This is a genomic window from Alteribacter salitolerans, assembly GCF_016901055.1.
GTDB lineage: Bacteria > Bacillota > Bacilli > Bacillales > Salisediminibacteriaceae > Alteribacter > Alteribacter keqinensis.
Window position 1 is genome coordinate 31,290 of the sequence record NZ_JAFEUX010000013.1, and the last position, 22,732, is coordinate 54,021.

Consider the following 22,732-nt stretch of genomic DNA (forward strand, 5'->3'; position numbering starts at 1 on the left):
CCTCGCGTTCACTCGTTAGTGTGAACGAACGAGCACCAGAATATACACAAATATGATGGATTTACCAGATCTACACAAGAAGATCCTGAAGCGCCGGCTTGAGCTCACGGTACTCAAACGGATAGTCATGCTTCTCCAGCTTGTCGGGCAAAACCTTCTGCCCTTCAAGAACAAGGACGCTCATATCCCCGAGAATCGTTTTCAGGGCAATACTCGGAGCCGGAAGCCAGTACGGACGGTCGAGAACATCTGCCAGCGTTTTGCCGAACTCCTTCATCTGCACCGGGTTCGGCGCTGTCACATTAACCGGGCCGGAAATCTCCCTGTGCTCGATGGCGTAAACAATCGAACCGACCACATCATCAATATGGACCCAGCTCATCCACTGCTTTCCTGTCCCGAGCGGACCGCCGGCAAAGAGCTTAAACGGCGTCAGCATCTTCTGCAGCGCACCTTCCTCGTCATCCAGAACGACCCCGAACCTCATGTAGGCCACACGGACATTTTCCTTCTGGGCATGACTTGCTTCTTCTTCCCAGCGCTTCACTACCTCGGCTAAAAAATCATCGCCGCTTTCTTTATGCTCCTCCGTAAACGTCTCCGTAAACGAAGTACCGTAATAACCGACGGCAGATGCATTGACGAGTACTTCAGGCTTTAGTTCCAGCTTCCTGATCACGTCCATTACAGCCCGAGTCGCTTCAATTCTGCTGTCCATAATCTGTTTCTTTTTTTCATCGGTCCAGCGGCCGCTGTTTAAATTTTCACCGGCAAGGTTCACAAAAGCATCGATTCCGTCCAGCTCCTCTTCAGGAGTGGTCCCGTCCTTTAACCATTCAACAAATCTCACACCGGCCTTTTCAGACTTATTGCTTTTATCTCTCGTCAATATAAAAACAGAATGCCCCTCCGAGGTGAGCCGCTCTGTAAGTGCCGTACCGATAAATCCGGATCCACCTGCAATCGCTACTTTCATGGTTTCGTATCCTCCCTGTTAATGTCTTAGTGTTATCATAATTCCTTGATCCCAAGGTGTCTAAACATTGCCCTTTCTGTGGTACGATGAAAGAAGAGGTGAGAACGTTGGCAGTTGTATCCAAAATTACCCTGCACAAAAAACGCAAGGACCGCTATCATATTTATCTTCAGCAAGACGGAAAAGAACAGTACGCCTTTACCGTAAACGAAGACGTCCTCGTCAAGCACGGCATTCAAAAAGGACTTGAACTAAACGACGGACAAATCACCGTTATCAAAAAAGACGAAGAAAAGAGTAAAGCCTACAACCGGGCCCTTTACTACCTTTCTTTCCGCATGCGCACCGTCAAAGAAATGAACGACTATCTCCGTGATCAGGAAATAACCGATGAAGAAAAGGATGAAATCCTGGAGAGGCTGATCGGCATGAACCTGCTTGATGACCAAAGCTTTGCAGACGCCTACGTACGGACAAAAAAAAACACCCAGAAAAAAGGCCCCATGAAAATCAAAATGGAGCTGAAGGAAAAAGGCGTCGCCGACAAACACATCGACCACGCCCTCAAGCAGTACACCTACGCCGAACAGTACGACCAGGCCTATGAGCTGGCGAAAAAAAAACAGCGGACCTACAAATCAGACTCCATCCAAAAAATAAAGCAGAAACTCACCCAGTTTCTGATTCAAAAAGGCTTCTCCAGCACTGTTGCCGGCGAAGTCCTGAAAGAGCTCGACTTCACCGGCGAGCACGAAGCCATAGAGCGGGAAGCCCTTCAAAAGCACGCCGAGAAAGCCGTCCGGAAATACAAGAAGTATGACAGCTGGGAAAAGGAACGCCGCATCAAGCAGCACCTTTACGGCAAAGGATTCCCCTTTGACAAAATCGACCGCTGGCTCGAAGACTGGAAGGCGGGGGAGGAGTAGCCCCCGCCCGCTTTTTGCCGTTTTCAGGGTAAACAGAGGATTTTTTAGGAAAAAAGCGAATTTGTAAGGATACACAGGCAATTGTTCAGGATAAAAGAGAATTTGTCAGGATAATGATTTAAACCGCCATAAACTTTCCAACTTTCGACAAAATATCTTGTGAAATACTGAGCAAACACGTGGTATAATTAAGATATACTACGTCAGACCCCTTAAAGGGAGAGGATTTTTTATGCTTCAGACGATTGTTGCCTTAACACCAGTACTTAGCGTTATGATTCTTCTCGTTGTCCTGAAAGTCTCTGCTGTGAAGGCTATGTCGATCAGCCTCACAGCTACCGCACTTCTTGCCTTTTTCTACTGGCAGGTTCCCATCCGGGTTATCGCGGCATCGACTTTTGAAGGGCTCATGATCGGTCTGTCCATTCTTTACATTGTCTTCGGGGCGATCCTTCTTCTTAACACACTCAAAATTACCGGCGCCATCGATACGATTCGCCGCAGTTTTATGAAAATCAGTAAAGACCGCCGCATTCAGCTGATTATCATTGCCTGGCTGTTCGGCGCATTCATAGAAGGAGCTGCGGGATTTGGTACACCGGCGGCCATTGGTGCCCCGCTCCTTGTGGTACTCGGCTTTCCACCCCTTGCAGCAGTCGCTCTGGCTCTCATTGCAGACAGCAGCCCCGTCTCTTTCGGTGCCGTTGGAACGCCCATTGTCGTGGGGGTGGAGCAGGGGCTCTACGAAGGGGGACAAATCTCCGCAACCGCTGCTCCTTATATCGAAGCGGCAGAAGGGATGGATGCGTTTATTCAGCAGGTGGCCACTTATGTCATGCAGGTGGACATCTTCACAGGTACACTGATGCCTCTCATTCTGGTCATGCTCATGACCCGCTTTTTTGGTGAAAACCGCTCATGGAAAGAAGGACTCAAGGTTTGGAAATTCGCCCTGTTTGCAGGGCTCAGCTTTACCGTGCCCGCTCTGATTGTCGCAACGTTCCTCGGACCTGAGTTTCCTGCTATTTTCGGCGGACTCATTGGTCTTGCCATTGTAATTCCGGCTGCGAAAAAAGGCTTTCTCGTGCCAAAAGAAACATGGGACTTCCCGGAGAGGAAAGACTGGCTTCCCCACTGGATCGGAACGCTGCTTGCAGACGACCAGTCACCCAGAAAGAGACCCAGCCTTTTGAAAGCATGGATTCCATACCTATTGGTCGGCTTTCTTCTTGTCCTCACAAGGCTGGATGTCCTGCCTTTTAAAGCATGGCTCCAGGGCATCACAATCACCTGGCCAGACATCCTCGGCACAGGAATCAGCGAGAGTCTTCAGCCTTTCTATCTGCCGGGATTTGTTTTCATTATCGTGGTCCTGTCCACGCTCTTTATCTTTAACATGAACATAAAAGAACTTCAGACAGCCTTCACCCGGTCAGGAAAAGCACTCACGGGAACGGCCATTACTCTTTTTACCGCGGTTCCCATGGTCCGGATCTTTATCAATTCCGGCATTAACGATGCAGGTCTTGACAGCATGCCTATGGAGCTTGCTGCCACAGCATCCGCTGCCATCGGAGGCGGCTGGCCGCTCGTGGCACCGTTTATCGGAGCGCTCGGGTCGTTCATTTCAGGCAGTGCCACCTTCAGCAACATGATGTTTTCCCTGTTTCAGTTCAGCGTTGCAGACCAAATCGGCCTCTCGCCTGCACGGGTTTTAGCCTTGCAGATTCTCGGGTCGAACGCAGGAAACATGATTTGTGTCCTGAACGTTGTGGCAGCGGCATCAGTCGCCGGACTTGTAGGTAAAGAAGGGACAATTATCCGTATGACGCTCCTGCCCATGCTTTATTACGCTGGGTTTGCAGGAATCATAGGCTTTATCATTCTTCTTCTCGTATAGCCTGTATCACTTTTGTATTTAATCTGTTTAAAAAGTGCACAAGCCTTTTCTTTTGTACTTTAATCCCATATAATGAGACATAAACAGATTGTAAAGGACGTTGTGAAATTGGAACGAAGATACAGCCAAATGACTGAATTCGAATTACGAAATGAAATTGCAGCGTTGAAGGAAAAAGCCCAAAAAGCAGAACAGATGGGGATGGTAAATGAATATGCTGTCCATGAACGTAAAATGGCCATGGCAAAAGCATATCTCATGAAGCCCGATGACTTTAAGCCGGGGGAAACGTACGTCTTTACAGATGAAGAAAGCACATTTGAAATTACGTACATGAACGGTGTCTTTGCATGGGGATACCGCGATGGCGGCAAGGAAGAAGAAGCAGTACCAATTTCGCTTCTCGGAAAAAAACAGTAATCATTCTGTGTTATATTCGTATAAATGGCTGCGCCAGCATTTTGAGGTAACTTTTTATCCGGATATGAAAAAGAAGAGAAAGGCGTAATGCCTCTCTCCCGGTTCATTAATGGATGTCTCAGGTTAGCTTCGTTTCCTCGTCTGAACCTCGAGGATCTGATTATGCTGACTTTGCTGCGACTCACCATTCACTTGATGAAAAGCGTGTTTAGGATTGGCACGAGGGGATTGAAACGGATCACTGTAATTATTTAATCCAAACAATTGTCTCGTTGTTCCTTTGGCCACTGCGGGCACCTCCCAATGAATGCTTATGCTGCGGAGCTTTTACTGCTCTTGGTTCGATGAACGCATTCTCGCGGCAGGGTGATCATTAATCTCACCATTTGCCCGTTTCGACTGGTGCTCATCATCCGTTCGGCGCTCTTTGGAAAACCGCATGCGGTTTGGGAAACCTTTTGCTTTATTTCTCAAGGAATGAACCTCCTTTTTTGACGGGGCAACTATAGTGTATGGAGCAGCTTTTTCATTCATCCTTTGGAAAAAATGTAAAAGGAGGAATCGGATTTATGAAAGACTATTTTGAGCGTCTCACAAACCGATTACTGGAAAAAAATGATCAAATGACAGCTGTTGAAGCACGTACGTGGATCGAACTGTTATGGGAAGACTTCGAATCAACGTACGCAAAGGCTGGGCGCGAATACAGAGGAAAAGAAGTAACGGAAATGATTCTGCTGCAATGGATTAACCAGTACGGCAGCATACTTCACGAAGTCATGCTGTCCAACCCTAAATTTAAACAGCACTTCGAAGAACGCTCCACAGGCAATCAGCAGATATTGCACTAATAAAATACACAAAAAGAGGAAGGCCGTCAGATCGACGGCCTTCCTCTTTTTTGCTGGGCTGTGTTAAAGAGGATTGTTAATTTATAAAAATGTTGATTGCAGCGAATGCGCGGCGCCCCCGCGGAAAGTACAATGAGCGTAAATCAACACCTGAGTTTAACAAAGCTTTTTGCTTAAAGGTATTGATCAAAAAACAATCTACCCCTCCGCCGCAACCTCCAACTTCCGCTGCAGCGTATTGGTGTTGTAAATCCACCCCGTGTAGGAACTTAATATGTTGTGGTCTTCATCCATTTTCACAATCGCAATAAATGGATAGTACCCTTTCGTTCGGTAACGAAGGTCAATAAATTTCACGGTATAGCCGCTTTTTTCACGGTGCACTTCCCAGCGGTATGTCGGCGAAAAGGAAAGGAAAGCGGCAAGGTTTTTATCCTTTCGTGCCGAGTTGATTACCGGATGATCGGGAATCGGCTCAAAGGGGTAGGTCTCAAAGTAATTTACAGTGCCGTTTTTCATCTGAGCAACATACAGTTTTTTCTCAGTCCGGACAACGATATGCCACTGGCTCCAGCGGAAGGTAGGGGAGGTGAAAATGTGCGTCGCATCAGGATGCAGCACCTCAAGTTCCTTCCTCACTTTCCGCTGTTCGCTCACACGCCACACGTAATAAAGAGCAATTACGCCGAACATGATGAGAAAGGTCCAGCCCGGGTCAAACCCGTAACGCCAGAAAAGAATGGCCACGATGTGAGCGGAAAAAATGAACGGATCAAAAATATTGATAATACCAAGAGCCATCCATTTCGGCTTGAACGGCGACAGAGCCTTTGTTCCATAAGCATTGAAAATATCGACGAATACGTGAATAAACACGGCGAGAAACGTCCAGAGCCATAAATGAATGAGTGAGACGCCGGGGATCATCAGAGCCAGAACGATTGTAATAAGCGTCGGCCAGATGAACCAGAACGGAACAGAATGGGTGACACCGCGGTGATGGCGGATGTAGGAAGCGTTGTTTTTCAGTTTGAGTACAGTATCGAAGTCGGGAGCCTGGGAGCCAACGACAGCACCGATCATCACGGCCTGCATCATAGCAGGGTTTTGTGACACTACCGGATCCAGTGTGGCAAGTCCCCCTAGGGCGATGCCCATCACGACGTGAGTTCCAGTGTCCATCTGTGTACCTCCTTGATGAATCATTTACGATTTGCTGTTACACTAAACTATATCGAAATCGCCACATGAGTAACGGCATTTTACGGTTTTTTAATAAAAATTACACATTATCTTTTAATAGTCATACCCGAAAAAGAGGCTTTTCAAAAGGAGAATAAGAGATGAATCGAAAGTTGCAGATTTTTCTTGAATACAAAGTCAAAGAAGACCGTCTTGAAGAATACGAAGAACTTATGAAAGACGTGCTGCCGGCTCTTTCCGAGTATGGCGCCAAAGACGTGGACTGGTACGAAGCAGCTGACCAGAAAACGCTGTACGTTGAGATGTTCACCATGCCTACGATGAGCCATTATCATGCGCTGAAAAAACTCCGGTGTACAAACGAACACCCGCTTTTTTCAAAGCTCGATCACGTCGTTGAAGGCGGCATAAGAAAAGTTCACTGCTGGGCCTTTATCCAAAAGCAGGCAGATTAGATACAAACAGAATGCTGCTTTATGATAAGGCTCTGCTAAACTCAGGTTTTGATTTACGCTCATTGCACTCCCTTTCCGCGGAGGCGCCGGTGAGCCTCTAAGAGGTTTATGCCTGCTTCTTCCTCTACCAGAAACGGTACGTAGAGATGTGCGTCGAAGCAACTCGCAGCTCTTTCAAAATGTAAGCGCTCATTGCTCCCTGCATTCGCTGTAATCAACACTTTTAATTTCTGTTTTCGTAAAAATTGTTGCTTTTACTGAAAAGATAATGAAGCCGAAGGGTCTGAGACTCCTGTGGCAGTGGGGGCCAGGCAAGACCCCGCAGAGCTTCAGCTTGAGGAGGCTTGCCGGCACCGCCACGGAAAGCGAAGGGCACGCAGGCTTCATCTTCATTTTCTGTTCTTTAAAGGAAGTAAAATTAGAAACAATTATGTGGAAACAGCGTTTATAATAAACATTGATCTTTAACACAGAAATAATCATGCGTTCTTTTCCTTATGAATTAACTAATTCCTTGATTTTCACAACGCAAATGCGGAGTTGAACGGAATATGACACTCCTGCAGAAATGCGAGACAGAAGAGACCCCGCAAGGGCGAGAGACACCACTGAAAAAGTATAAACCAACTTTTTCAGTGCCTTTATTCAAGTGGCAATGGCTCCAACCGGTTGCTCGCCTGTTACGAGAAACCCATTCATAACAGGCTTTTAAAACATGCAACCGTTCCGCTCATTGCTTAGAAGGCACTGGGAAAAGTTAAAGAGCGAACTTTTCCAGTGCCTTCGGGCAAAGCCCTGATGAGGCTCGGCGCGAGTCCGCGGAAAGGGAGCGTATTCCGTTCCACGAAGCTGAAATCATCAGTACGATAGTGTCAAATGTATTTGCAGCATAGCTAAAATGTAAAAGGAGTCACCGACACAGATGGACAAACAATTAAACGAATTTAACATCGAGGCCTTCTGCAACGATCTCACAGACTGGTTCAGAAAAAACAAACGAGACCTGCCGTGGCGTGAAGACCAGGACCCTTATAAAATATGGGTATCTGAAATAATGCTTCAGCAGACACGGGTCGACACGGTTATTCCGTACTTTAACCGGTTTATATCCCTTTTCCCGACCCCGAAAGCCCTTGCTGAAGCCGAAGAAGAGACGGTTCTTAAGGCATGGGAAGGTCTGGGGTATTACTCGAGAGCGCGAAACCTCCAGCAGGCGGTCAAGGAAGTTACCGAGGACTATGGCGGCGTTGTGCCCGATACGAAAAAAGAAATCCTCAAACTGAAAGGAGTCGGCCCCTACACAGCCGGTGCCATCACGAGTATCGCCTATAACAAGCCGGAAGCGGCAGTGGACGGCAATGTCATGCGGGTCATGTCCCGCCTTCTTACGATTTATGATGACATCGGTAAAGTGACGACCCGTAAGCGGTTTGAAGACATTGTCGAAAGCCTTGTCATACATACAAACCCGTCTGATTTTAACCAGGCACTTATGGAACTCGGGGCGCTCATCTGTACGCCACGCTCCCCGTCGTGCCTCATCTGCCCGGTTCAGGAGCACTGCAGCGCAAGAGCCGAAGGGGTCCAGGATCTTCTGCCGGTTAAAGCAAAAAAGAAACCGCCCAAGGCAAAAGCTATGAAAGCCGTTGTTCTTGAAAATGAAAAGGGCCAGGTGCTCATTGAGAAACGGCCCGATACCGGCCTTCTGGCAAAGCTGTGGCAGTTTCCAAACTGCGAGGATGATTCCCGGACGGGGGAAGAGCTTCGCCGTTATTTATACGAGCGGGGTCTTCAGGAGCCACAAACCATTGAGAATGTCCAGCACGTCAGACATGTCTTCTCCCATATCGTCTGGGAAATCGATGTGTTTACGGGGAAAATTGAAGAAGATGCGGCGCTTTGCGGCACTCTTAAATGGGTAAACAAAGAAGAAGTGGACACCTATCCGTTCCCGGTGTCCCATCAGAAAATCATTGATTACGTCATTAAGGAGGAGAAATAAATGGATTTAGGACTTAAAGGAAAAAGCGTATTGATCACAGGCGGTTCAAAAGGAATAGGAAAAGGAATTGCAGCTTCATTTTTAAAAGAAGGGGCGCGGGTTGGCATCGTGGCCCGCTCAGAGGATGCGCTGCACGAAGCCAAAGGAGAGCTCGGAGGAGACGTACACGTTTATTCCGCAGATTTGACCGACCAGAGCGAACGGCACCGTGTTTTTGACCAGTTTCTTAGCGATTTCGGCAGCATTGACGTTCTTGTAAACAACGTTGGTGGAAGCAGCGGCGGTAAAACAATGGAGACGTCACTCGACCAGTTCCGTGAAGCTTTTGAACTCAATTACATGTCTGCTGTGCACTTCAGCCAGCTTGCGGTGACGAATATGCGGGAAAAAGGCGAGGGTGCCATCGTAAACATTTCATCTATTTTTGGCCGTGAATCAGGCGGCAAGCCGACGTACAACAGTGCAAAATCAGCGATGATCAGCTTTACAAAATCTCTTGCTGATGAAGTCATCAAAGACGGGATCCGGGTGAATAGCGTAGCCCCGGGATCAATCCTTCACCCAACAGGCAACTGGCAGAAGAGACTCGACGAGAACCCCGAGAAAATCAACAAATTTGTAGAAGACGAAATCCCCGCCGGCCGTTTCGGAAGAGTGGAAGAGGTGGCAGATGTTGCGGTGTTTCTCGCATCCGAACGCGCCAGCTGGGTAGTGGGCGCCACCATCAACGTAGACGGGGGCCAAAGCCGTTCCAATTTCTAGACTGAGAACGTGAAGGAAAGGAAAGCAGGGCGAGAATGCCGGTGAAACCTTGGGAGTAGAGGCTAACCTGTTTAAAGTGGGTGTTAACCTGTTTAAATTGGGTGCTAACCTGTTTAAATGTATGCTTTAAATGCACACTGAACCTGTTTAAAGGGGAAACGAACCAAGGTTTTTGGTATTTTAAAAGCATAGATCGGAGATCAAAAACTGCCTTTTCCCGGGCTGAAGAATTCATATCAAACATAAAAAACGCCACAAAAGGTGAACAACCTCTTGTGGCGGTAATCACTATCCCAAATCAGTAGGCTCAAACGTCTTACAATCCGTCTCTTCCTGTCGGGAAGCACTTTTCCCTTTGTGGCTGACCACAAAAATCTCAGAAGCACCGCAACGCTGCCCTTCCATATTGTGTACGCAGTTGTTTACCTCACATAATACATCCTGTGCCATCCGTATTCACCCCCTCCCTTATAGGGTGGCTGATTTTTTCAAGGTAATACCGGTTCATCATTGCCAGTAATCACCTCAAACTTTCAATTTATTCGGAACACGAAATATGATAGGATGAAAAAAACAAAGTCTCGAGAGGAGCTTACTTAATGGTTAATTTCGACAGTCAGCACTACCCTTATCCTTCACAACGAATGGTTACATACGCACGAAACGGCATGGTTGCCACATCCCAGCCCCTCGCATCCCAGGCAGGCCTCGACATCCTGAAAAAAGGCGGCAATGCCATCGACGCTGCAATTGCCACAGCCGCCTGTCTCACCGTGGTCGAACCCACATCCAACGGCATCGGCGGAGACGCATTCGCCCTCGTCTGGACAAAAGGGGAACTCCACGGCCTGAACGCAAGCGGTCCCGCACCGGCTACCGCTTCCATTGAAGAAGTGAAAAAGAAAGGCCACAACGAAATCCCGACTTTCGGCCTCACTCCCGTAACGGTCCCCGGAGCTCCGGCAGCGTGGGCCGAATTATCGGAAAAGTTCGGCAAGTTGCCCCTCATGGACGTCCTCGCACCTGCTGTGAAATACGCCCGTGAAGGCTACCCCCTAAGCCCGACTCTCGCCTTTTACTGGGAAAAAGCCGAGCACGCCTTCCGAGAAAAACTCGACGGCGAAGAGTACGCACACTGGTTTACAATCTTTGCACCAGAAGGCCGCGCACCAAAAGCGGGTGAAGTGTGGAAGTCAGAAGAACACGCCCGCACCCTCGAACTCATCGGCAAAACAAATGCAGAAGCCTTTTACCAAGGGGAGCTTGCGGATAAAATGGACCGCTTCTCAAGGGAGCATGGCGGATTTTTGCGCAAGGAAGATCTCGCTTCGTTTAAACCTGAATGGGTAAAGCCAATCTCCGTCAACTATAAGGGATATGATGTTTGGGAAATCCCACCGAACGGACAGGGAATTATCGCCCTCATGGCTTTAAACATGCTAAAAGACGATGAGTTTGCCGGCCGTGATGACGAAAGCACCCTCCACCGCCAGATTGAAGCGATGAAGCTCGCCTTCGCAGACGGAAACAAATATGTCACTGAAGAAGGACACATGAGTGTTTCCACCGGTGCTCTGTTAAGCGAAGAATACGGCCGTGAGCGCAGGGAACTGATTGGCGAACATGCTATGTACCCGTCAGCCGGAGAGCCGCCAAAAGGGGGCACGGTTTACTTAGCCACTGCTGATGGTGAAGGAAACATGGTGTCCTTTATCCAGAGTAACTATATGGGCTTTGGCTCAGGCGTCGTCGTTCCTGAAACAGGCATTGCCCTTCAAAACAGGGGCCATAATTTCAGCCTTGACCCTGAACATGAAAATGCCCTGAAGCCAGGTAAGCGCACGTTTCACACCATCATTCCGGGTTTTTTAACAAAAGATGACGAAGCTGTCGGCCCGTTCGGTGTCATGGGAGGCTTCATGCAGCCACAGGGGCATATGCAGGTGGTCATGAACACGGTGGACTTCGGATTAAACCCCCAGGCCGCCCTGGACGCGCCCCGGTGGCAGTGGACGAAGGACAAAACAGTCATGTTTGAACAAAGCTTCGGCGCACCGGTAGCACGCCAGCTGTCAAGAAGAGGCCATGACATTCAAGTAGCCCATAACAGCGGAGGATTCGGCCGCGGCCAGATTATCTGGCGCGATCCGAAAACAGGCGTCCTTGCAGGCGGAACAGAATCAAGAACAGACGGAAGCATATCTGCTTATTAAAGTGAGGGAACGTTCGTGACGCAGCAACAGTTGTTTTCAGCCTTTTTCAGAGTAGGGATGCTCGGCTACGGCGGGGGCCCGGCATCCATTCCTCTCATTCATAAAGAAGTAGTGGAAAAGTATAAATGGATGGACAGCGACGAGTTTGCCGACATACTGGCCATCGGCAATACACTTCCCGGTCCGATAGCAACGAAAATGGCCGGCTATATCGGCTATCGTGTGGCAGGAGTAACCGGGCTGTTCAACGCCCTTTTAGCATCCATTGTCCCTACGATCGTTCTTATGATCGTACTACTCGTCTCTCTGGAATCCTTTCGGGAGTATGGCTGGGTACAGGGGATGACCAACGGTGTTATGCCGGTGGTAGGCGTGATGCTGGCCGTCCTTACGTGGCAGTTTTTCACCAAGTCAAAAGAAGGGCTTGGTACGTGGTACAGTCTTGGGCTCATCGTGTTAAGTGTCGTTTTGATTAGTCTGGCAGGCATTCATCCGGCCTTTGTGATCGCCGGGCTGTTAGTGTTTGTCTTTCTAAGGAAGGGAGGCAGACGCTCATGATTTACTGGGAGATCTTTCTCGCTTTCTTTATCCCCGGGATTGTCGGCTACGGTGGCGGTCCGGCGACCATTCCGCTCATTGAATACGAAGTGGTCCATCGCTACAACTGGATGGGGGTGGAGGAGTTTGGTGAAGTTCTGGCCCTTGGCAATGCCCTTCCCGGTCCGATAGCCACAAAGATGGCCGGGTACATCGGCTATGTTGAAGGAGGCGTGCTGGGCGCAGCAGTCGGGGTTTTTGCCACGGTAGCCCCTTCATTGATCCTCATGATTGCTTTACTCGGTCTCCTTTACAAGTTCAAGGATTCTCCGAAAGTAAAGCTCCTGTCGATGATTGTGAGACCGACCATCGCCGTCCTTCTAGGCATCATGGCCTACCGTTTTTTCGCCACCTCCTACGTTGACAACGGTATGATCCAGACAGGGTTTCTGGTCGTGATCAGCTTTTTACTTCTGGAACGCTTGAAGGTACACCCGGCGTTCGTGATTCTCGGTTCACTTATTTACGGCGCCGTGTTTCTGGCACCCTGACAGAGAGTTTCTTATTTATTGCAGTTCAATACTTGTGGGCAAACAAAACGATGCTGCTTCCAAGGGTAAAATACCTTTGGGAGCAGCATCGTTTTTTGTATGAGGTCGATGGGGAGGGAATTTACTCCCTTTCCACGGAGGTGCCGGCAAGCCTCCTTCGCACTGCGGGGTCTTGCCAAGGCCCCCACTTCCACAGGAGTGTTGTACATTCCCTCCCCATCTAAAGTAGGCTTATTTATTTCTGGAGGTCATTCACTCTTAAAAAGTCGTACCAATATTCAAGTCAGCCTTTAACAGCTTTCCTTTGGGTTAAAAAATTTACGGCACAAGCACAATATTTCCGTTATATACTTTATCTTCAAGTGACTGATGGGCTTCCGTCGCTTCTTCAAAAGGGAACGTCTTGGCCAAATGCGGCTTCACTTTCTGATCCTCAAGAAGAGAAGCAATCTCTTCACCCGCTTTTCGGAGTTGTTCCGGAGGTGCCGTAAAGAGAAGCACCCCCATAAGAGACGCGTGTTTCTGGTTCAGTTCCCGCCAAGGAAGTTCAGGTGTGTTGTTCACAGGAGAGCCGATCGTCACAATACGTCCGCCTACTTTAATCATAGCAAGGTCATTCTTTATGTTTTCACTGAGACTCATATCAAGAATCATGTCAACACCCATGTCACCAGTCAGGTCTTCCACTTTTGCGACGACCTTTTCTTCTTTGTAAAGAATCACATCATCCGCCCCTGCATCATGGCAGATTTCAGCTTTTTCATTCGATCCTGCCGTTGCAATGACTGTCGCTCCAGCCTGTTTGGCCAGTTGAATCGCCGCGTGTCCCACAGCTCCAGAACCGCCGTATACAAGGACCGTCTCACCAGATGTTAACCCTGCTCGGTGAAAAAGGCTTAAGTGCGCCGTCATAAAAGCCATCGCCACAGCTGCACCTTCAGCTTCCGTCACATGTTCAGGCAGCTTAAACAGCTTTTCAGATGGCACTGAAGCGTACTCTTTTGCCGTACCGCCCATAACGTTTGTCGCCCATACCCGGTCGCCGTTCTTCACATTTGTCACCTTACTGCCAGCTTCCACAACCATACCTCCGAGGTCGAAATGAGGAACAGCAGGGAAGTGGGGAACAGGACGGATCCCCTTTCGGAAATATGTATCCACCGGGTTAAGGCCACTTCCTCCGATTTGTACAAGAACATCATTTTCACCGACTTCCGGCTTCTCAAGCTCCACAACCTGCAAAACGTCAGCTCCGCCGTATTCGTGATATGCCACTGCTTTCATGTGCTCACTCTCCTTCAAAAGTTTCTACCTTCTATTTTATAAAAAGCCAGGCACTGCGTCACCTTATATCACCCCGGTTCCCCATTTTAGAAGGAGTTAAAAGGTGAATGTCGATTGTTACCTTTAAAAAGAGTTGCAATCCTTTAACAGTCTTCCGTTCAAACTCCGCATTTGCGTTGAATTAGAGGTAAATTATAACTTAGACGAGAAGAAGACTTCTAGCACGAGTACGGGCTGGGAGAGACGACGCAAACGAAGTGAGGAGGCTCACCGGGGCACCGCGGAAAGTGAAGGATACTCCGGTTGCATCTCCCAACCTCAACTTTTTAATAAATAGTTGAGGTCTCTCTGGAACACATTTTTCATAAAATCGAATTACTAAAAAAACCAGACCCCCGCACAGCGGAACGCCTGATTTTTAAGAGATGAAACGGTCAATCATAATGAACACGGCTGCCGCTCGTCCAGTCGGCTTCTTTCTCCATACCACCGCGGTTCATGATTTCCTTTACAATCTCCCGGTGAATCGTAAGCCCTTCTGAATTCAGGTAAGGAGAGATCTGCTGCAAGTTTTGATGAAAAAAAGCCAGTTCCTTGTCAGTCCAATCCTGTTTTCCCATCATTGACAGCTCAGTCATATCGCGCCCTACATACATGATGAAAAGCCCCCTTTAAACTTGGCGTACAATACGCCGGTTCTTAGTGTTTCTAGTCCAAAGCCTTCATATGCGATATAATGAAGTGTAAATTTGGAGAAAAGCTCTTCGTAAGTCAATAGGAGGAAATAATCGATGAATGAAAAGAAAGTTGCTCTCATTACAGGAAGCAGCCGCGGAATCGGAAAGCGGATTGCCACAAAATTAGCCCAAAAAGGATACAACATTGTCATCAACTACGCCCGCAGCCGGAAAAAAGCAGAAGAAACGGCAGACGAACTGCGCGAACTCGGAGCGGACGTGTTAACGGTAAAAGCAAACATTGCCAAGCAGGATAAAGTTGCTGAAATGTTCGAAGCAATCGATGAGCATTTTGGCCGCCTGGACATTCTTGTTAACAACGCCGCATCAGGCGTTTTACGCCCGATCATGGAACTTGAAGAATCCCACTGGGACTGGACGATGAACATCAACAACAAAGGCATGCTGTTCTGTTCTCAGGAAGCTGCAAAGCGTATGGAAAAAAACGGCGGCGGAGCCATCGTCAGCATGAGTTCTTTAGGGGCCGAACGTTATTTAAAAAACTACACTACGGTAGGCGTATCAAAAGCGGCGGTAGAAGCCCTTACCCGTTATTTAGCCGTTGAGCTTGCCCCTAAAGGCATCCGCGTCAATGCTGTGTCAGGTGGAGCTGTGGATACCGACGCTCTTACACATTTCCCGAACCGCGATGAACTGCTTCAGGATGCCAAAGACCGGACACCAGCCGGCCGGATCGTGGAACCCGACGATCTTGCTGACGCCGCTGTTTTCCTTCTTGGAGACGAGGCGAAAATGATCTGCGGCCAGACAATCATTGTTGACGGCGGCATTTCACTGCTCACATAACTCAACACTTCTTACCAAAATTAAAAAACCACCAATTTTTGAGGATAAAAACAACCCCGCGGGACATCATAATGTACGTGGAGGTGATACTCATGCGTAAGCAAAACCAACAACAGCAGCAAGCTCAACAGCAAGCTGCAAAAACAAACGCTCAAAAAGTACAACAGCAAAACGCTCAGAACCAGCACAACCAGGAGTTCGCGAGCGAAACTGATGCTCAACAAGTACGCCAGCAGAACCAAGCTTCTGCTCAGCGTAAAGGACAAGCATCTGCACAACAACAGCAACAACAACAAGGACGTCAGCAACAATAACTGTAAGCTGAATCCTGGCGCGCCGTTTCCAAGCGAAACGGCGCGTTTTTTATATAAGAGGTACGAAACATAATAAAAAAGCGAAATCACCGCAAGCTCGCTTGCAAGGTGTTTCACTTTTTATTATGTTGGTTGTGCGCCGGCACAACAAGGCAGGCAAACGCCTGCCGATAGCACCGGACATGAATTATATCGTCACAAGTCTATTAGAAAAAAAGCTTATATTAAGAATTCCAGATCTTCAAGAAAACAAATTCCAACCCCCGTCTCAGCATCTACCAACCACACCAACCTAAACAAAAACCAGAATCCCAGCCAATATACATTTAAAATTGACTGAATCAATAGTATAATAAGAAAAATAGAGGAAAGATAAGGCAAAAGTGTACAAGCAATGGGTGAGGAGGGCGCATATGTGGTTCAAAAGGAAAAAAGGTGGCAACAATCGTAAGAAGAAACCAAACGTAGAAACAAAACCCGTCACCATCGAAGAAATGCGAAGCGCCATAAATCAGTATGCAAAACAGTTGAACCCCGACGTTTCATTACGTACCATAGTAAAAGACAACCACGAAGTAGACAGTGACGTCCTTATCGAACAACTGAACTGTAAACCCGACCGGCCCTTTTACATGTCTAAAGAAACCTTTGAGATTTTTGAAGAAGCCGACTATCCGAAATGGATCGATCTCTGTCAGGTCGCCTGTGACCAGTACTTCCTGGAAAAAGACGAAGAACCCGTGACACCAGGTGATTCCACACGGAAAGTCAACTACTTAAAAATCAGAAACTACATGAAAGACGAACCACCATTCCAGCTCTACCTTCACCCACAGGACCGGATGGTCACACACAGAGTACCCGAAAAATAAGGAAATCGTGCATGAATATTAACGCGAAGGGAGCCTGTCCTGTTTAATGTTCACCACAGAAGAAAGGAGTAGAACATTGAGTTTTCCCATGACCGGCAGCAACATAGAGGTCCACAGCTATAAACATAATGGCCATATTCATCGCATCTGGGAAGAAACCATTGTTCTAAAAGGGACATCCCACGAAATTATCGGCGGTAACGACCGAATTATGGTAAAAGAATCTGACGGACGTCAGTGGCGTACACGAGAACCTGCAATTTGTTATTTCACTGCGCATCATTGGTTTAATGCGATCGGAATGATAAGAAACGACGGGATCTATTATTACTGTAATTTAGGGACCCCTTTTACGTATGATGAAGAAGCACTGAAGTATATTGACTATGATCTGGATATTAAAGTCTTTCCCGACATGACCTACAAGCTTCTTGATGAAGATGAATACGCCCTGCACAGCCAGCGCATGAACTACCCGAAGGAAGTTGATGCGATCCTGCGCAGAAGCGTAGATGAACTTGTCCAGTGGATCAGCCAGCGCAAAGGACCGTTTGAGCCAGGATTTATCGAATACTGGTACGAGCGTTTCCTTCAGCACCGCTAATTCATAAAACAAATATGGAACCAAAGATACCGGCTCATTAATCAGCCGGTCTTTCTTTTTCTGCCTTAAGGAAAATAACATCCACATTGCGGAAAATAAAGCCGCTTTTCCGGAAAATAATACACACATTACGGAAAAATGCCTCCACTTTCTACAGGCTGAATGCAACTGCAAAAACAAACACTAACAATAAACATTCACCGTTGATCAGACAGGAAGTGAAAACAAATGGACAGTATTAAACGGTATATGCAGTTCGTTAAACCATACTGGAAACAAATCATCATCACTGTACTCATCGGGATGCTGAAATTCGGGATCCCGTTAATCATCCCGTTTCTTATGAAAGTGGTCATCGATGACATCGTCGGAGCAACGGATCTTACAACGGGGGAGCAGCTGAACCAGCTGTACTGGCTGATGGGAATTGTTCTTTTTATCTTTATTTTCCTCCGCCCGCCCGTGGAGTACTACCGGCAGTATTTCGCCCAGTGGACGGGGAGCAGGATTCTTTACGACATACGAAACCAGCTGTTTACCCACCTGCAGAAGCTCAGTCTCAGGTTTTATTCAAACAACAAATCGGGGGAAGTCATCTCCAGGGTGATCCATGATGTGGAGCAGACGAAGAACTTTATCATTACAGGGATGATGAACATCTGGCTGGATATGTTTACGATTATTGTGGCAATCATCATCATGCTTACGATGGATCCGTTACTCACCCTTGTAGCAGTGCTGTTGCTGCCGTTTTACGGCTTATCGATCAAGTTTTTCTACACACGGCTCAGAACCCTTACCCGGGACCGCTCTCAGGCACTTGCAGAAGTGCAGGGCCATTTACACGAAAGGCTTCAGGGCATGAACGTGATTCGAAGCTTTGCCCTTGAAAATCACGAGGAAAAGCAATTTGACACCCGGAATGAGAACTTCCTGGAAAAAGCACTCGATCACACACGGTGGAACGCCAAGACCTTTGCGGTGATCAACACGCTTACGGATGTGGCACCGATCCTCGTTATTGCAGTGGCAGGAACCCTGGTGATTCAAGGATCCGTAACCGTGGGGACAATGGTGGCCTTTGTGGCCTACATGGACCGCCTTTACAACCCGCTTCGCCGTCTCGTCAATTCATCCACCACACTCACCCAGTCCATCGCGTCCATGGACCGGATGTTTGAACTCGCCGATGAATCGTACGACATTGAAGACAAAAAAGACGCAGTGGCCATGAAAAATCCAAAGGGTGATGTGACATTCGACCACGTATTCTTTGGCTATGAAAACGAAGAGTTTGTTCTTAAGGATCTTCATTTTCACGTGAAGAGCGGCGAAACGATCGCCTTTGTGGGAATGAGCGGTGGCGGAAAAAGTACAATTATGAGTTTGATTCCTCGGTTTTACGATGTAAGCGACGGCCGGATTCTGATCGACGGCAAAGATGTTCGTGACTATAAGGTGCGAACCCTCCGTGACAGAATCGGCATGGTACTTCAGGACAACATTATCTTCAGTGAATCAGTGAAATTTAATATACTCATGGGGCGTCCCGAGGCGAGCGATGAAGAAGTATACGAAGCAGCCCGGGCAGCGAACGCCCACGAATTTATCGAACAGCTCCCGGACGGCTACGATACCAGCATCGGTGAAAGGGGCGTGAAGCTCTCCGGCGGTCAGAAACAGCGCATCGCCATTGCCCGCGTCTTCCTGAAGAGCCCAGAGATACTTGTGTTTGATGAAGCCACCTCGGCACTGGATCTTGAAAGCGAGCAGCTCATTCAGCAGTCCCTTTTCGAACTGGCAAAAGACCGGACCACCTTTATCGTGGCACACCGCCTGTCTACAATTACCCATGCGGACCGGATTTTCCTGATCGAAAACGGGCGTCTCGTCGAGCAGGGAAGCCACGCCGAACTGATGGCCAGACAAGGCTCGTATCACAAGCTGTTCCAGGTACAGCATTTGGATTAACCAGATCTCCAACAGAAAAAGCAGCCCGTCAATGATGGCGGGCTGCTTTTTTTTAATCTCTTCGTTCCAGTACTTTTACTTCATTTTCGTCCTTGTGATACTTGAAGAAGCTGGCAACAAGACGATCCAGGTGCTCAAGCTCCTCACTGTATTCTACAATGAGAGCCACAACCGGGAAGAAGTGAATCCATTCACTGCGTTCAATTTCTTTATCCTCATGAAGACTGAAAAAGACATCAGTGAGCTGGCGCTTGCCCACATCCACTTCTTCGTACAAGTCCTCTGTCGTGTGGGGCCTTACTTTCCCCATATATTTAAGCATGATCCGCTCGTGATAGTTCGTGAGGTAGTCGAGCTGAACCCGGACGAGATCCTGAAGCTCATCAGGCATCTGCTGCATGCTGTTTTCGTGCTTGCTCAGACTCCGCAGAATATCAAGACACTTCTTCGTCGAATACAGCATCTGCCTGAACAGGACCACTTTTCGCATCCGCGGATACTCATTCTTTTTAAAATACGTACGCTCATCTTTATATAAAAGAAAGATATTATCCATTTTGATCATGGTGTCTTTCAGTTTCTTCAAATCCTGCTTGAGCGTATGGTACTCCGCTTCGTGACGCGTCATCAGCCGGATCCACTGAATAATCTGCTCATTGGCATCCGTAATTTTGTGAAAAAGATGGTTCTCATGCTTCGGCGGAAGGAAGATGAGGTTCACAACAAACGATGACGCCACCCCGATCATGATCAACAGGAAGCGAGATGATGCAAATGAAATAAAGTCCTCTGACGGTGCTTCCATAATAATGATCGCTGTCACAACAGCAAGGGGGATAATCGCTTCTTTCCCGAGCTTCAGGTTAATGGCAATGATCAGGACCACGACCACACCGACCACAAAAGGTTCGTGTCCGAATGACAAGACGAACACAACGGCGAGCACAGCACTGATGACATTTGCCTGAAGCTGGTCGAGAATGGTCATAAAGCTTCTGTAAACCGACGGCTGAACAGCAAACACCGCTGCCAATGCAGCATAAACGGGGGTATCAAACCCGAGCCAGGCCGCAATATAAAGGGCCATTACAACTGCCAGACCGGTTTTTAAAATACGGGCTCCTAGCCTCATAACGTAACATGTTCCTTTCTTCTAAAACCGTGTTATTCAAACACGTTTATTTCATAAAAAAATGGTTATCGAACGTACTATACACCTGATTTCCAATTCAATCAAGTTACTTTTTACATGTAGTGTTCCACGTAACCGTCCTTGTAAACGCAAACACCCTTCAACCGTAAAGGATTGAAGGGTGGAGAGATTTTTGTATCATTTCATTTGGAAATCAGGATTGTATGCTTACAGCTTGGAAAATGCAGCTTCAACCGCTTCCAGCGTCTTCTCTACATCATCTTTTGTATGTTCCGTTGTCAGGAACCACGCTTCATACTTTGACGGGGCAAGATTCACGCCCTGTTCGAGCATGAGTTTAAAGAAGCGTGCAAACATCTCACCGTCACTGTTTTCGGCTTCATCGTAATTTGCCACACCATCAACCCCGAAGTACACCGTAAGTGCCCCTTTGAGACGGTTCAATGTTATCGGTACGCCGTGTGTCTTTGCGTGCCTGCGGATCCCTTCTTCAAGCATACCGCCGAGCTCGTCCATTTTTTCATACACGCCTGGTTCTTTAAGCACTTCAAGGCAGGCAATTCCGGCACGGATCGAAGCGGGGTTACCGGCCATCGTTCCCGCCTGGTACGCAGGTCCAAGTGGGGCGACTGTTTCCATAATGTCCTGGCGTCCCCCGTAGGCACCGATCGGTAGACCTCCGCCGATAATTTTACCCAGTGCTGTCATGTCCGGCTCCACACCGCAGTAATTCTGGGCGCCGCCGTACTTGAACCGAAACGCTGTTATTACCTCGTCGTAAATAACGAGGGCACCGGCATCGTGAGTGAGTTCGTTCACCGCTTCCAAAAATCCCGGAGCCGGTTCAACGATCCCGAAGTTACCCACAATCGGTTCAACGAGAACCGCAGCCACTTCATCACCCCAGTGATCAAGAGCCTGCTTGTAACTCTCGATGTCGTTAAACGGAACGGTAATCACTTCTTTGGCAATGGCTTTTGTCACACCGGCACTGTCCGGGCTTCCAAGTGTGGCAGGCCCTGATCCGGCAGCGACTAAAACAAGGTCGGAGTGACCATGGTAACAGCCGGCAAACTTGATAATTTTATCCCGCCCTGTGTAGGCACGGGCCACGCGGATTGTAGTCATAACGGCTTCTGTCCCGGAGTTCACAAAACGTACTTTTTCCAGAGAAGGCATAGCTTCTTTCAGCATAGCAGCAAACTGGTTTTCATAGCGGGTAGGTGTGCCGTACAAAACTCCGTCTTCCGCCGCCCCCTTGATCGCTTCTGTAATATGGGGATGTGCATGGCCGGTAATAATCGGTCCGTAAGCCGCCAGATAATCGATGTATTGGTTTCCGTCCACGTCCCAGAAGTAAGCACCTTTAGCACGCTCCATAAATACAGGAGAGCCTCCGCCTACAGCCTTAAACGAACGTGATGGACTATTAACGCCCCCAAGAATATGCTCCTGGGCAACTTCATTATGTTTTTCTGACTCCGTAAACTTCATATTGAATAAATCCTCCTCTAAAACTCAGGTCCGTTTCATTGTAGCACAGAGTAAAAATACAAAGCTGCTTTCGTGAAAATTGTAGCTGTTTACTTTAAAGTACTGAAAAAAGAAGATGAGTAGTGCCGGCAAGCTTTTTCAAGTTAAAGACGGGCACTGAAAAAAATAAACTTCTTTAGAAGTCAGATGTTGATTTACGCTCATTGCGCTCCCTTTCCGCGGGCGGTTCGGGAGCCTCCTCAGCGCTATGCGCTTGCGGGGTCTCCCCGGAACTCGCTTTTCCCGCAGGAGTGTCGCGCATTCGCTCCAATCAACGCTTTTATACAAGAGGTTGTGGTGAATGTCACCAGTTGTTTTTTGACAACAGATCGCTAAAGCAAAACCAACAATCTTTACGAAAAACACACCCAAACTCTTTTCACACTTTAAGACTAAGGCAGGTTAACTTTGGTTTAATTTATACTCTGATTCTCAACCTATTGTGCTTCGTTGAACGGAATACGTGACACTCCTGCGGAAGTGCGAGATAGACGAGACCCCGCAGGGGCAAAGCCCTGAGGAGGCTCGTCTCCGTTCAACGAAGCTTAGATCATCAATGAGAAGCTGATAATCCCACAAAATTGGTAGAATGATCGGTACCACCACGGAAAGCGAAGGGCACTCCGGCTTCATCAAAATGCACTTTGTAATGAAGAGGAAG

At 48.0% G+C, this 22,732-nt stretch carries 25 protein-coding genes; 15 read left to right on the plus strand and 10 right to left on the minus strand.

What is annotated here, in order from left to right; all coding sequences use genetic code 11:
* Positions 1-70: 70 nt before the first annotated feature.
* The gene (locus JSY36_RS18510) at positions 71-976 is read right to left on the minus strand and encodes a TIGR01777 family oxidoreductase (RefSeq protein ID WP_122901276.1); all 906 of its coding nucleotides are present in this window, start codon (positions 974-976) and stop codon (positions 71-73) included.
* Between the two features lie 107 nt (positions 977-1,083).
* Between JSY36_RS18510 and recX the strand changes: the two genes are divergently transcribed.
* From recX to JSY36_RS18525, 3 genes are all read left to right on the plus strand, one after another.
* Positions 1,084-1,902: a recombination regulator RecX gene (gene recX / locus JSY36_RS18515; protein WP_205167515.1), complete on the plus strand. Its 819-nt coding sequence runs from the start codon at positions 1,084-1,086 to the stop codon at positions 1,900-1,902.
* 232 nt (positions 1,903-2,134) lie between these two features.
* Positions 2,135-3,802 (plus strand): L-lactate permease, encoded by a 1,668-nt coding sequence (locus JSY36_RS18520; RefSeq protein ID WP_205167516.1) that lies wholly within the window; start codon positions 2,135-2,137, stop codon positions 3,800-3,802.
* A gap of 108 nt (positions 3,803-3,910) precedes the next feature.
* Complete coding sequence (locus JSY36_RS18525; RefSeq protein WP_205167517.1) at positions 3,911-4,222, plus strand: YfhH family protein; 312 nt, start codon at positions 3,911-3,913, stop codon at positions 4,220-4,222.
* A gap of 123 nt (positions 4,223-4,345) precedes the next feature.
* On the opposite strand, the gene JSY36_RS18530 is transcribed toward JSY36_RS18525, so the two are convergent.
* Entirely contained in the window at positions 4,346-4,486 is a 141-nt protein-coding gene (locus JSY36_RS18530; protein ID WP_122901442.1) for a YpzG family protein, read from the minus strand.
* A gap of 63 nt (positions 4,487-4,549) precedes the next feature.
* Positions 4,550-4,696, minus strand: coding sequence for a small acid-soluble spore protein K (gene sspK / locus JSY36_RS20555; RefSeq protein ID WP_122901284.1), 147 nt, complete (start codon positions 4,694-4,696; stop codon positions 4,550-4,552).
* 95 nt (positions 4,697-4,791) lie between these two features.
* Here sspK and JSY36_RS18540 point away from each other — a divergent pair, with 95 nt between their 5' ends.
* Positions 4,792-5,073: a YfhJ family protein gene (locus JSY36_RS18540; protein WP_122901444.1), complete on the plus strand. Its 282-nt coding sequence runs from the start codon at positions 4,792-4,794 to the stop codon at positions 5,071-5,073.
* 198 nt (positions 5,074-5,271) lie between these two features.
* On the opposite strand, the gene JSY36_RS18545 is transcribed toward JSY36_RS18540, so the two are convergent.
* Positions 5,272-6,255, minus strand: coding sequence for a metal-dependent hydrolase (locus JSY36_RS18545; RefSeq protein WP_205167519.1), 984 nt, complete (start codon positions 6,253-6,255; stop codon positions 5,272-5,274).
* A 161-nt stretch (positions 6,256-6,416) separates the two neighbouring features.
* On the opposite strand from JSY36_RS18545, the gene JSY36_RS18550 reads away from it, so the two are divergent.
* Entirely contained in the window at positions 6,417-6,731 is a 315-nt protein-coding gene (locus JSY36_RS18550; RefSeq protein WP_205167520.1) for a hypothetical protein, read from the plus strand.
* Between the two features lie 189 nt (positions 6,732-6,920).
* On the opposite strand, the gene JSY36_RS18555 is transcribed toward JSY36_RS18550, so the two are convergent.
* Entirely contained in the window at positions 6,921-7,214 is a 294-nt protein-coding gene (locus JSY36_RS18555) for a hypothetical protein (RefSeq protein WP_205167521.1), read from the minus strand.
* A gap of 439 nt (positions 7,215-7,653) precedes the next feature.
* On the opposite strand from JSY36_RS18555, the gene mutY reads away from it, so the two are divergent.
* Both mutY and JSY36_RS18565 read left to right on the plus strand, forming a co-directional pair.
* Entirely contained in the window at positions 7,654-8,733 is a 1,080-nt protein-coding gene (gene mutY / locus JSY36_RS18560) for an A/G-specific adenine glycosylase (protein ID WP_205167522.1), read from the plus strand.
* A complete protein-coding gene (locus JSY36_RS18565) occupies positions 8,734-9,495 on the plus strand; it encodes an SDR family NAD(P)-dependent oxidoreductase (protein ID WP_205167523.1) in 762 nt (253 codons plus the stop codon).
* A 288-nt stretch (positions 9,496-9,783) separates the two neighbouring features.
* Here JSY36_RS18565 and JSY36_RS18570 read toward each other — a convergent pair whose 3' ends face one another.
* Positions 9,784-9,945, minus strand: a complete 162-nt coding sequence (locus JSY36_RS18570) for a DUF1540 domain-containing protein (protein ID WP_122901299.1) — start codon at positions 9,943-9,945, stop codon at positions 9,784-9,786.
* Positions 9,946-10,094: 149 nt separating this feature from the next.
* Here JSY36_RS18570 and JSY36_RS18575 point away from each other — a divergent pair, with 149 nt between their 5' ends.
* The 3 genes from JSY36_RS18575 to JSY36_RS18585 are packed head-to-tail and all read left to right on the plus strand — an operon-like array spanning position 10,095 to position 12,796.
* Complete coding sequence (locus tag JSY36_RS18575; RefSeq protein ID WP_205167524.1) at positions 10,095-11,708, plus strand: gamma-glutamyltransferase family protein; 1,614 nt, start codon at positions 10,095-10,097, stop codon at positions 11,706-11,708.
* Between the two features lie 15 nt (positions 11,709-11,723).
* Positions 11,724-12,266, plus strand: a complete 543-nt coding sequence (locus JSY36_RS18580; RefSeq protein WP_122901303.1) for a chromate transporter — start codon at positions 11,724-11,726, stop codon at positions 12,264-12,266.
* The gene (locus JSY36_RS18585; RefSeq protein ID WP_122901305.1) at positions 12,263-12,796 is read left to right on the plus strand and encodes a chromate transporter; all 534 of its coding nucleotides are present in this window, start codon (positions 12,263-12,265) and stop codon (positions 12,794-12,796) included. The genes JSY36_RS18580 and JSY36_RS18585 overlap by 4 nt, the downstream gene beginning before the upstream one ends.
* 318 nt (positions 12,797-13,114) lie before the next feature.
* Here JSY36_RS18585 and JSY36_RS18590 read toward each other — a convergent pair whose 3' ends face one another.
* Both JSY36_RS18590 and JSY36_RS18595 read right to left on the minus strand, forming a co-directional pair.
* The gene (locus tag JSY36_RS18590) at positions 13,115-14,080 is read right to left on the minus strand and encodes an NADPH:quinone reductase (protein WP_122901307.1); all 966 of its coding nucleotides are present in this window, start codon (positions 14,078-14,080) and stop codon (positions 13,115-13,117) included.
* A 434-nt stretch (positions 14,081-14,514) separates the two neighbouring features.
* Positions 14,515-14,736 carry a cytosolic protein gene (locus JSY36_RS18595; protein ID WP_122901309.1) on the minus strand — a complete coding sequence of 74 codons (222 nt, stop codon included), beginning with the start codon at positions 14,734-14,736 and terminating at the stop codon, positions 14,515-14,517.
* Between the two features lie 135 nt (positions 14,737-14,871).
* Here JSY36_RS18595 and fabL point away from each other — a divergent pair, with 135 nt between their 5' ends.
* The 5 genes from fabL to JSY36_RS18620 all read left to right on the plus strand — a co-directional run bounded on the left by fabL (position 14,872) and on the right by JSY36_RS18620 (position 19,385).
* Positions 14,872-15,624, plus strand: coding sequence for an enoyl-[acyl-carrier-protein] reductase FabL (gene fabL / locus JSY36_RS18600; protein ID WP_205167525.1), 753 nt, complete (start codon positions 14,872-14,874; stop codon positions 15,622-15,624).
* A 92-nt stretch (positions 15,625-15,716) separates the two neighbouring features.
* Positions 15,717-15,938: a gamma-type small acid-soluble spore protein gene (locus tag JSY36_RS18605; protein WP_122901313.1), complete on the plus strand. Its 222-nt coding sequence runs from the start codon at positions 15,717-15,719 to the stop codon at positions 15,936-15,938.
* A 413-nt stretch (positions 15,939-16,351) separates the two neighbouring features.
* The gene (locus JSY36_RS18610; RefSeq protein WP_205167526.1) at positions 16,352-16,810 is read left to right on the plus strand and encodes a DUF3939 domain-containing protein; all 459 of its coding nucleotides are present in this window, start codon (positions 16,352-16,354) and stop codon (positions 16,808-16,810) included.
* A gap of 76 nt (positions 16,811-16,886) precedes the next feature.
* Positions 16,887-17,414: a nucleoside tri-diphosphate phosphatase gene (gene ntdP / locus JSY36_RS18615; protein ID WP_122901317.1), complete on the plus strand. Its 528-nt coding sequence runs from the start codon at positions 16,887-16,889 to the stop codon at positions 17,412-17,414.
* A 228-nt stretch (positions 17,415-17,642) separates the two neighbouring features.
* Positions 17,643-19,385 (plus strand): ABC transporter ATP-binding protein, encoded by a 1,743-nt coding sequence (locus JSY36_RS18620; protein ID WP_122901319.1) that lies wholly within the window; start codon positions 17,643-17,645, stop codon positions 19,383-19,385.
* 52 nt (positions 19,386-19,437) lie between these two features.
* On the opposite strand, the gene JSY36_RS18625 is transcribed toward JSY36_RS18620, so the two are convergent.
* Both JSY36_RS18625 and JSY36_RS18630 read right to left on the minus strand, forming a co-directional pair.
* The gene (locus JSY36_RS18625) at positions 19,438-20,517 is read right to left on the minus strand and encodes an FUSC family protein (protein WP_122901322.1); all 1,080 of its coding nucleotides are present in this window, start codon (positions 20,515-20,517) and stop codon (positions 19,438-19,440) included.
* A gap of 228 nt (positions 20,518-20,745) precedes the next feature.
* On the minus strand, positions 20,746-22,032 hold the full coding sequence (locus JSY36_RS18630) for a glutamate-1-semialdehyde 2,1-aminomutase (protein WP_205167527.1): 1,287 nt from the start codon (positions 22,030-22,032) through the stop codon (positions 20,746-20,748).
* Positions 22,033-22,732 lie beyond the last annotated feature (700 nt).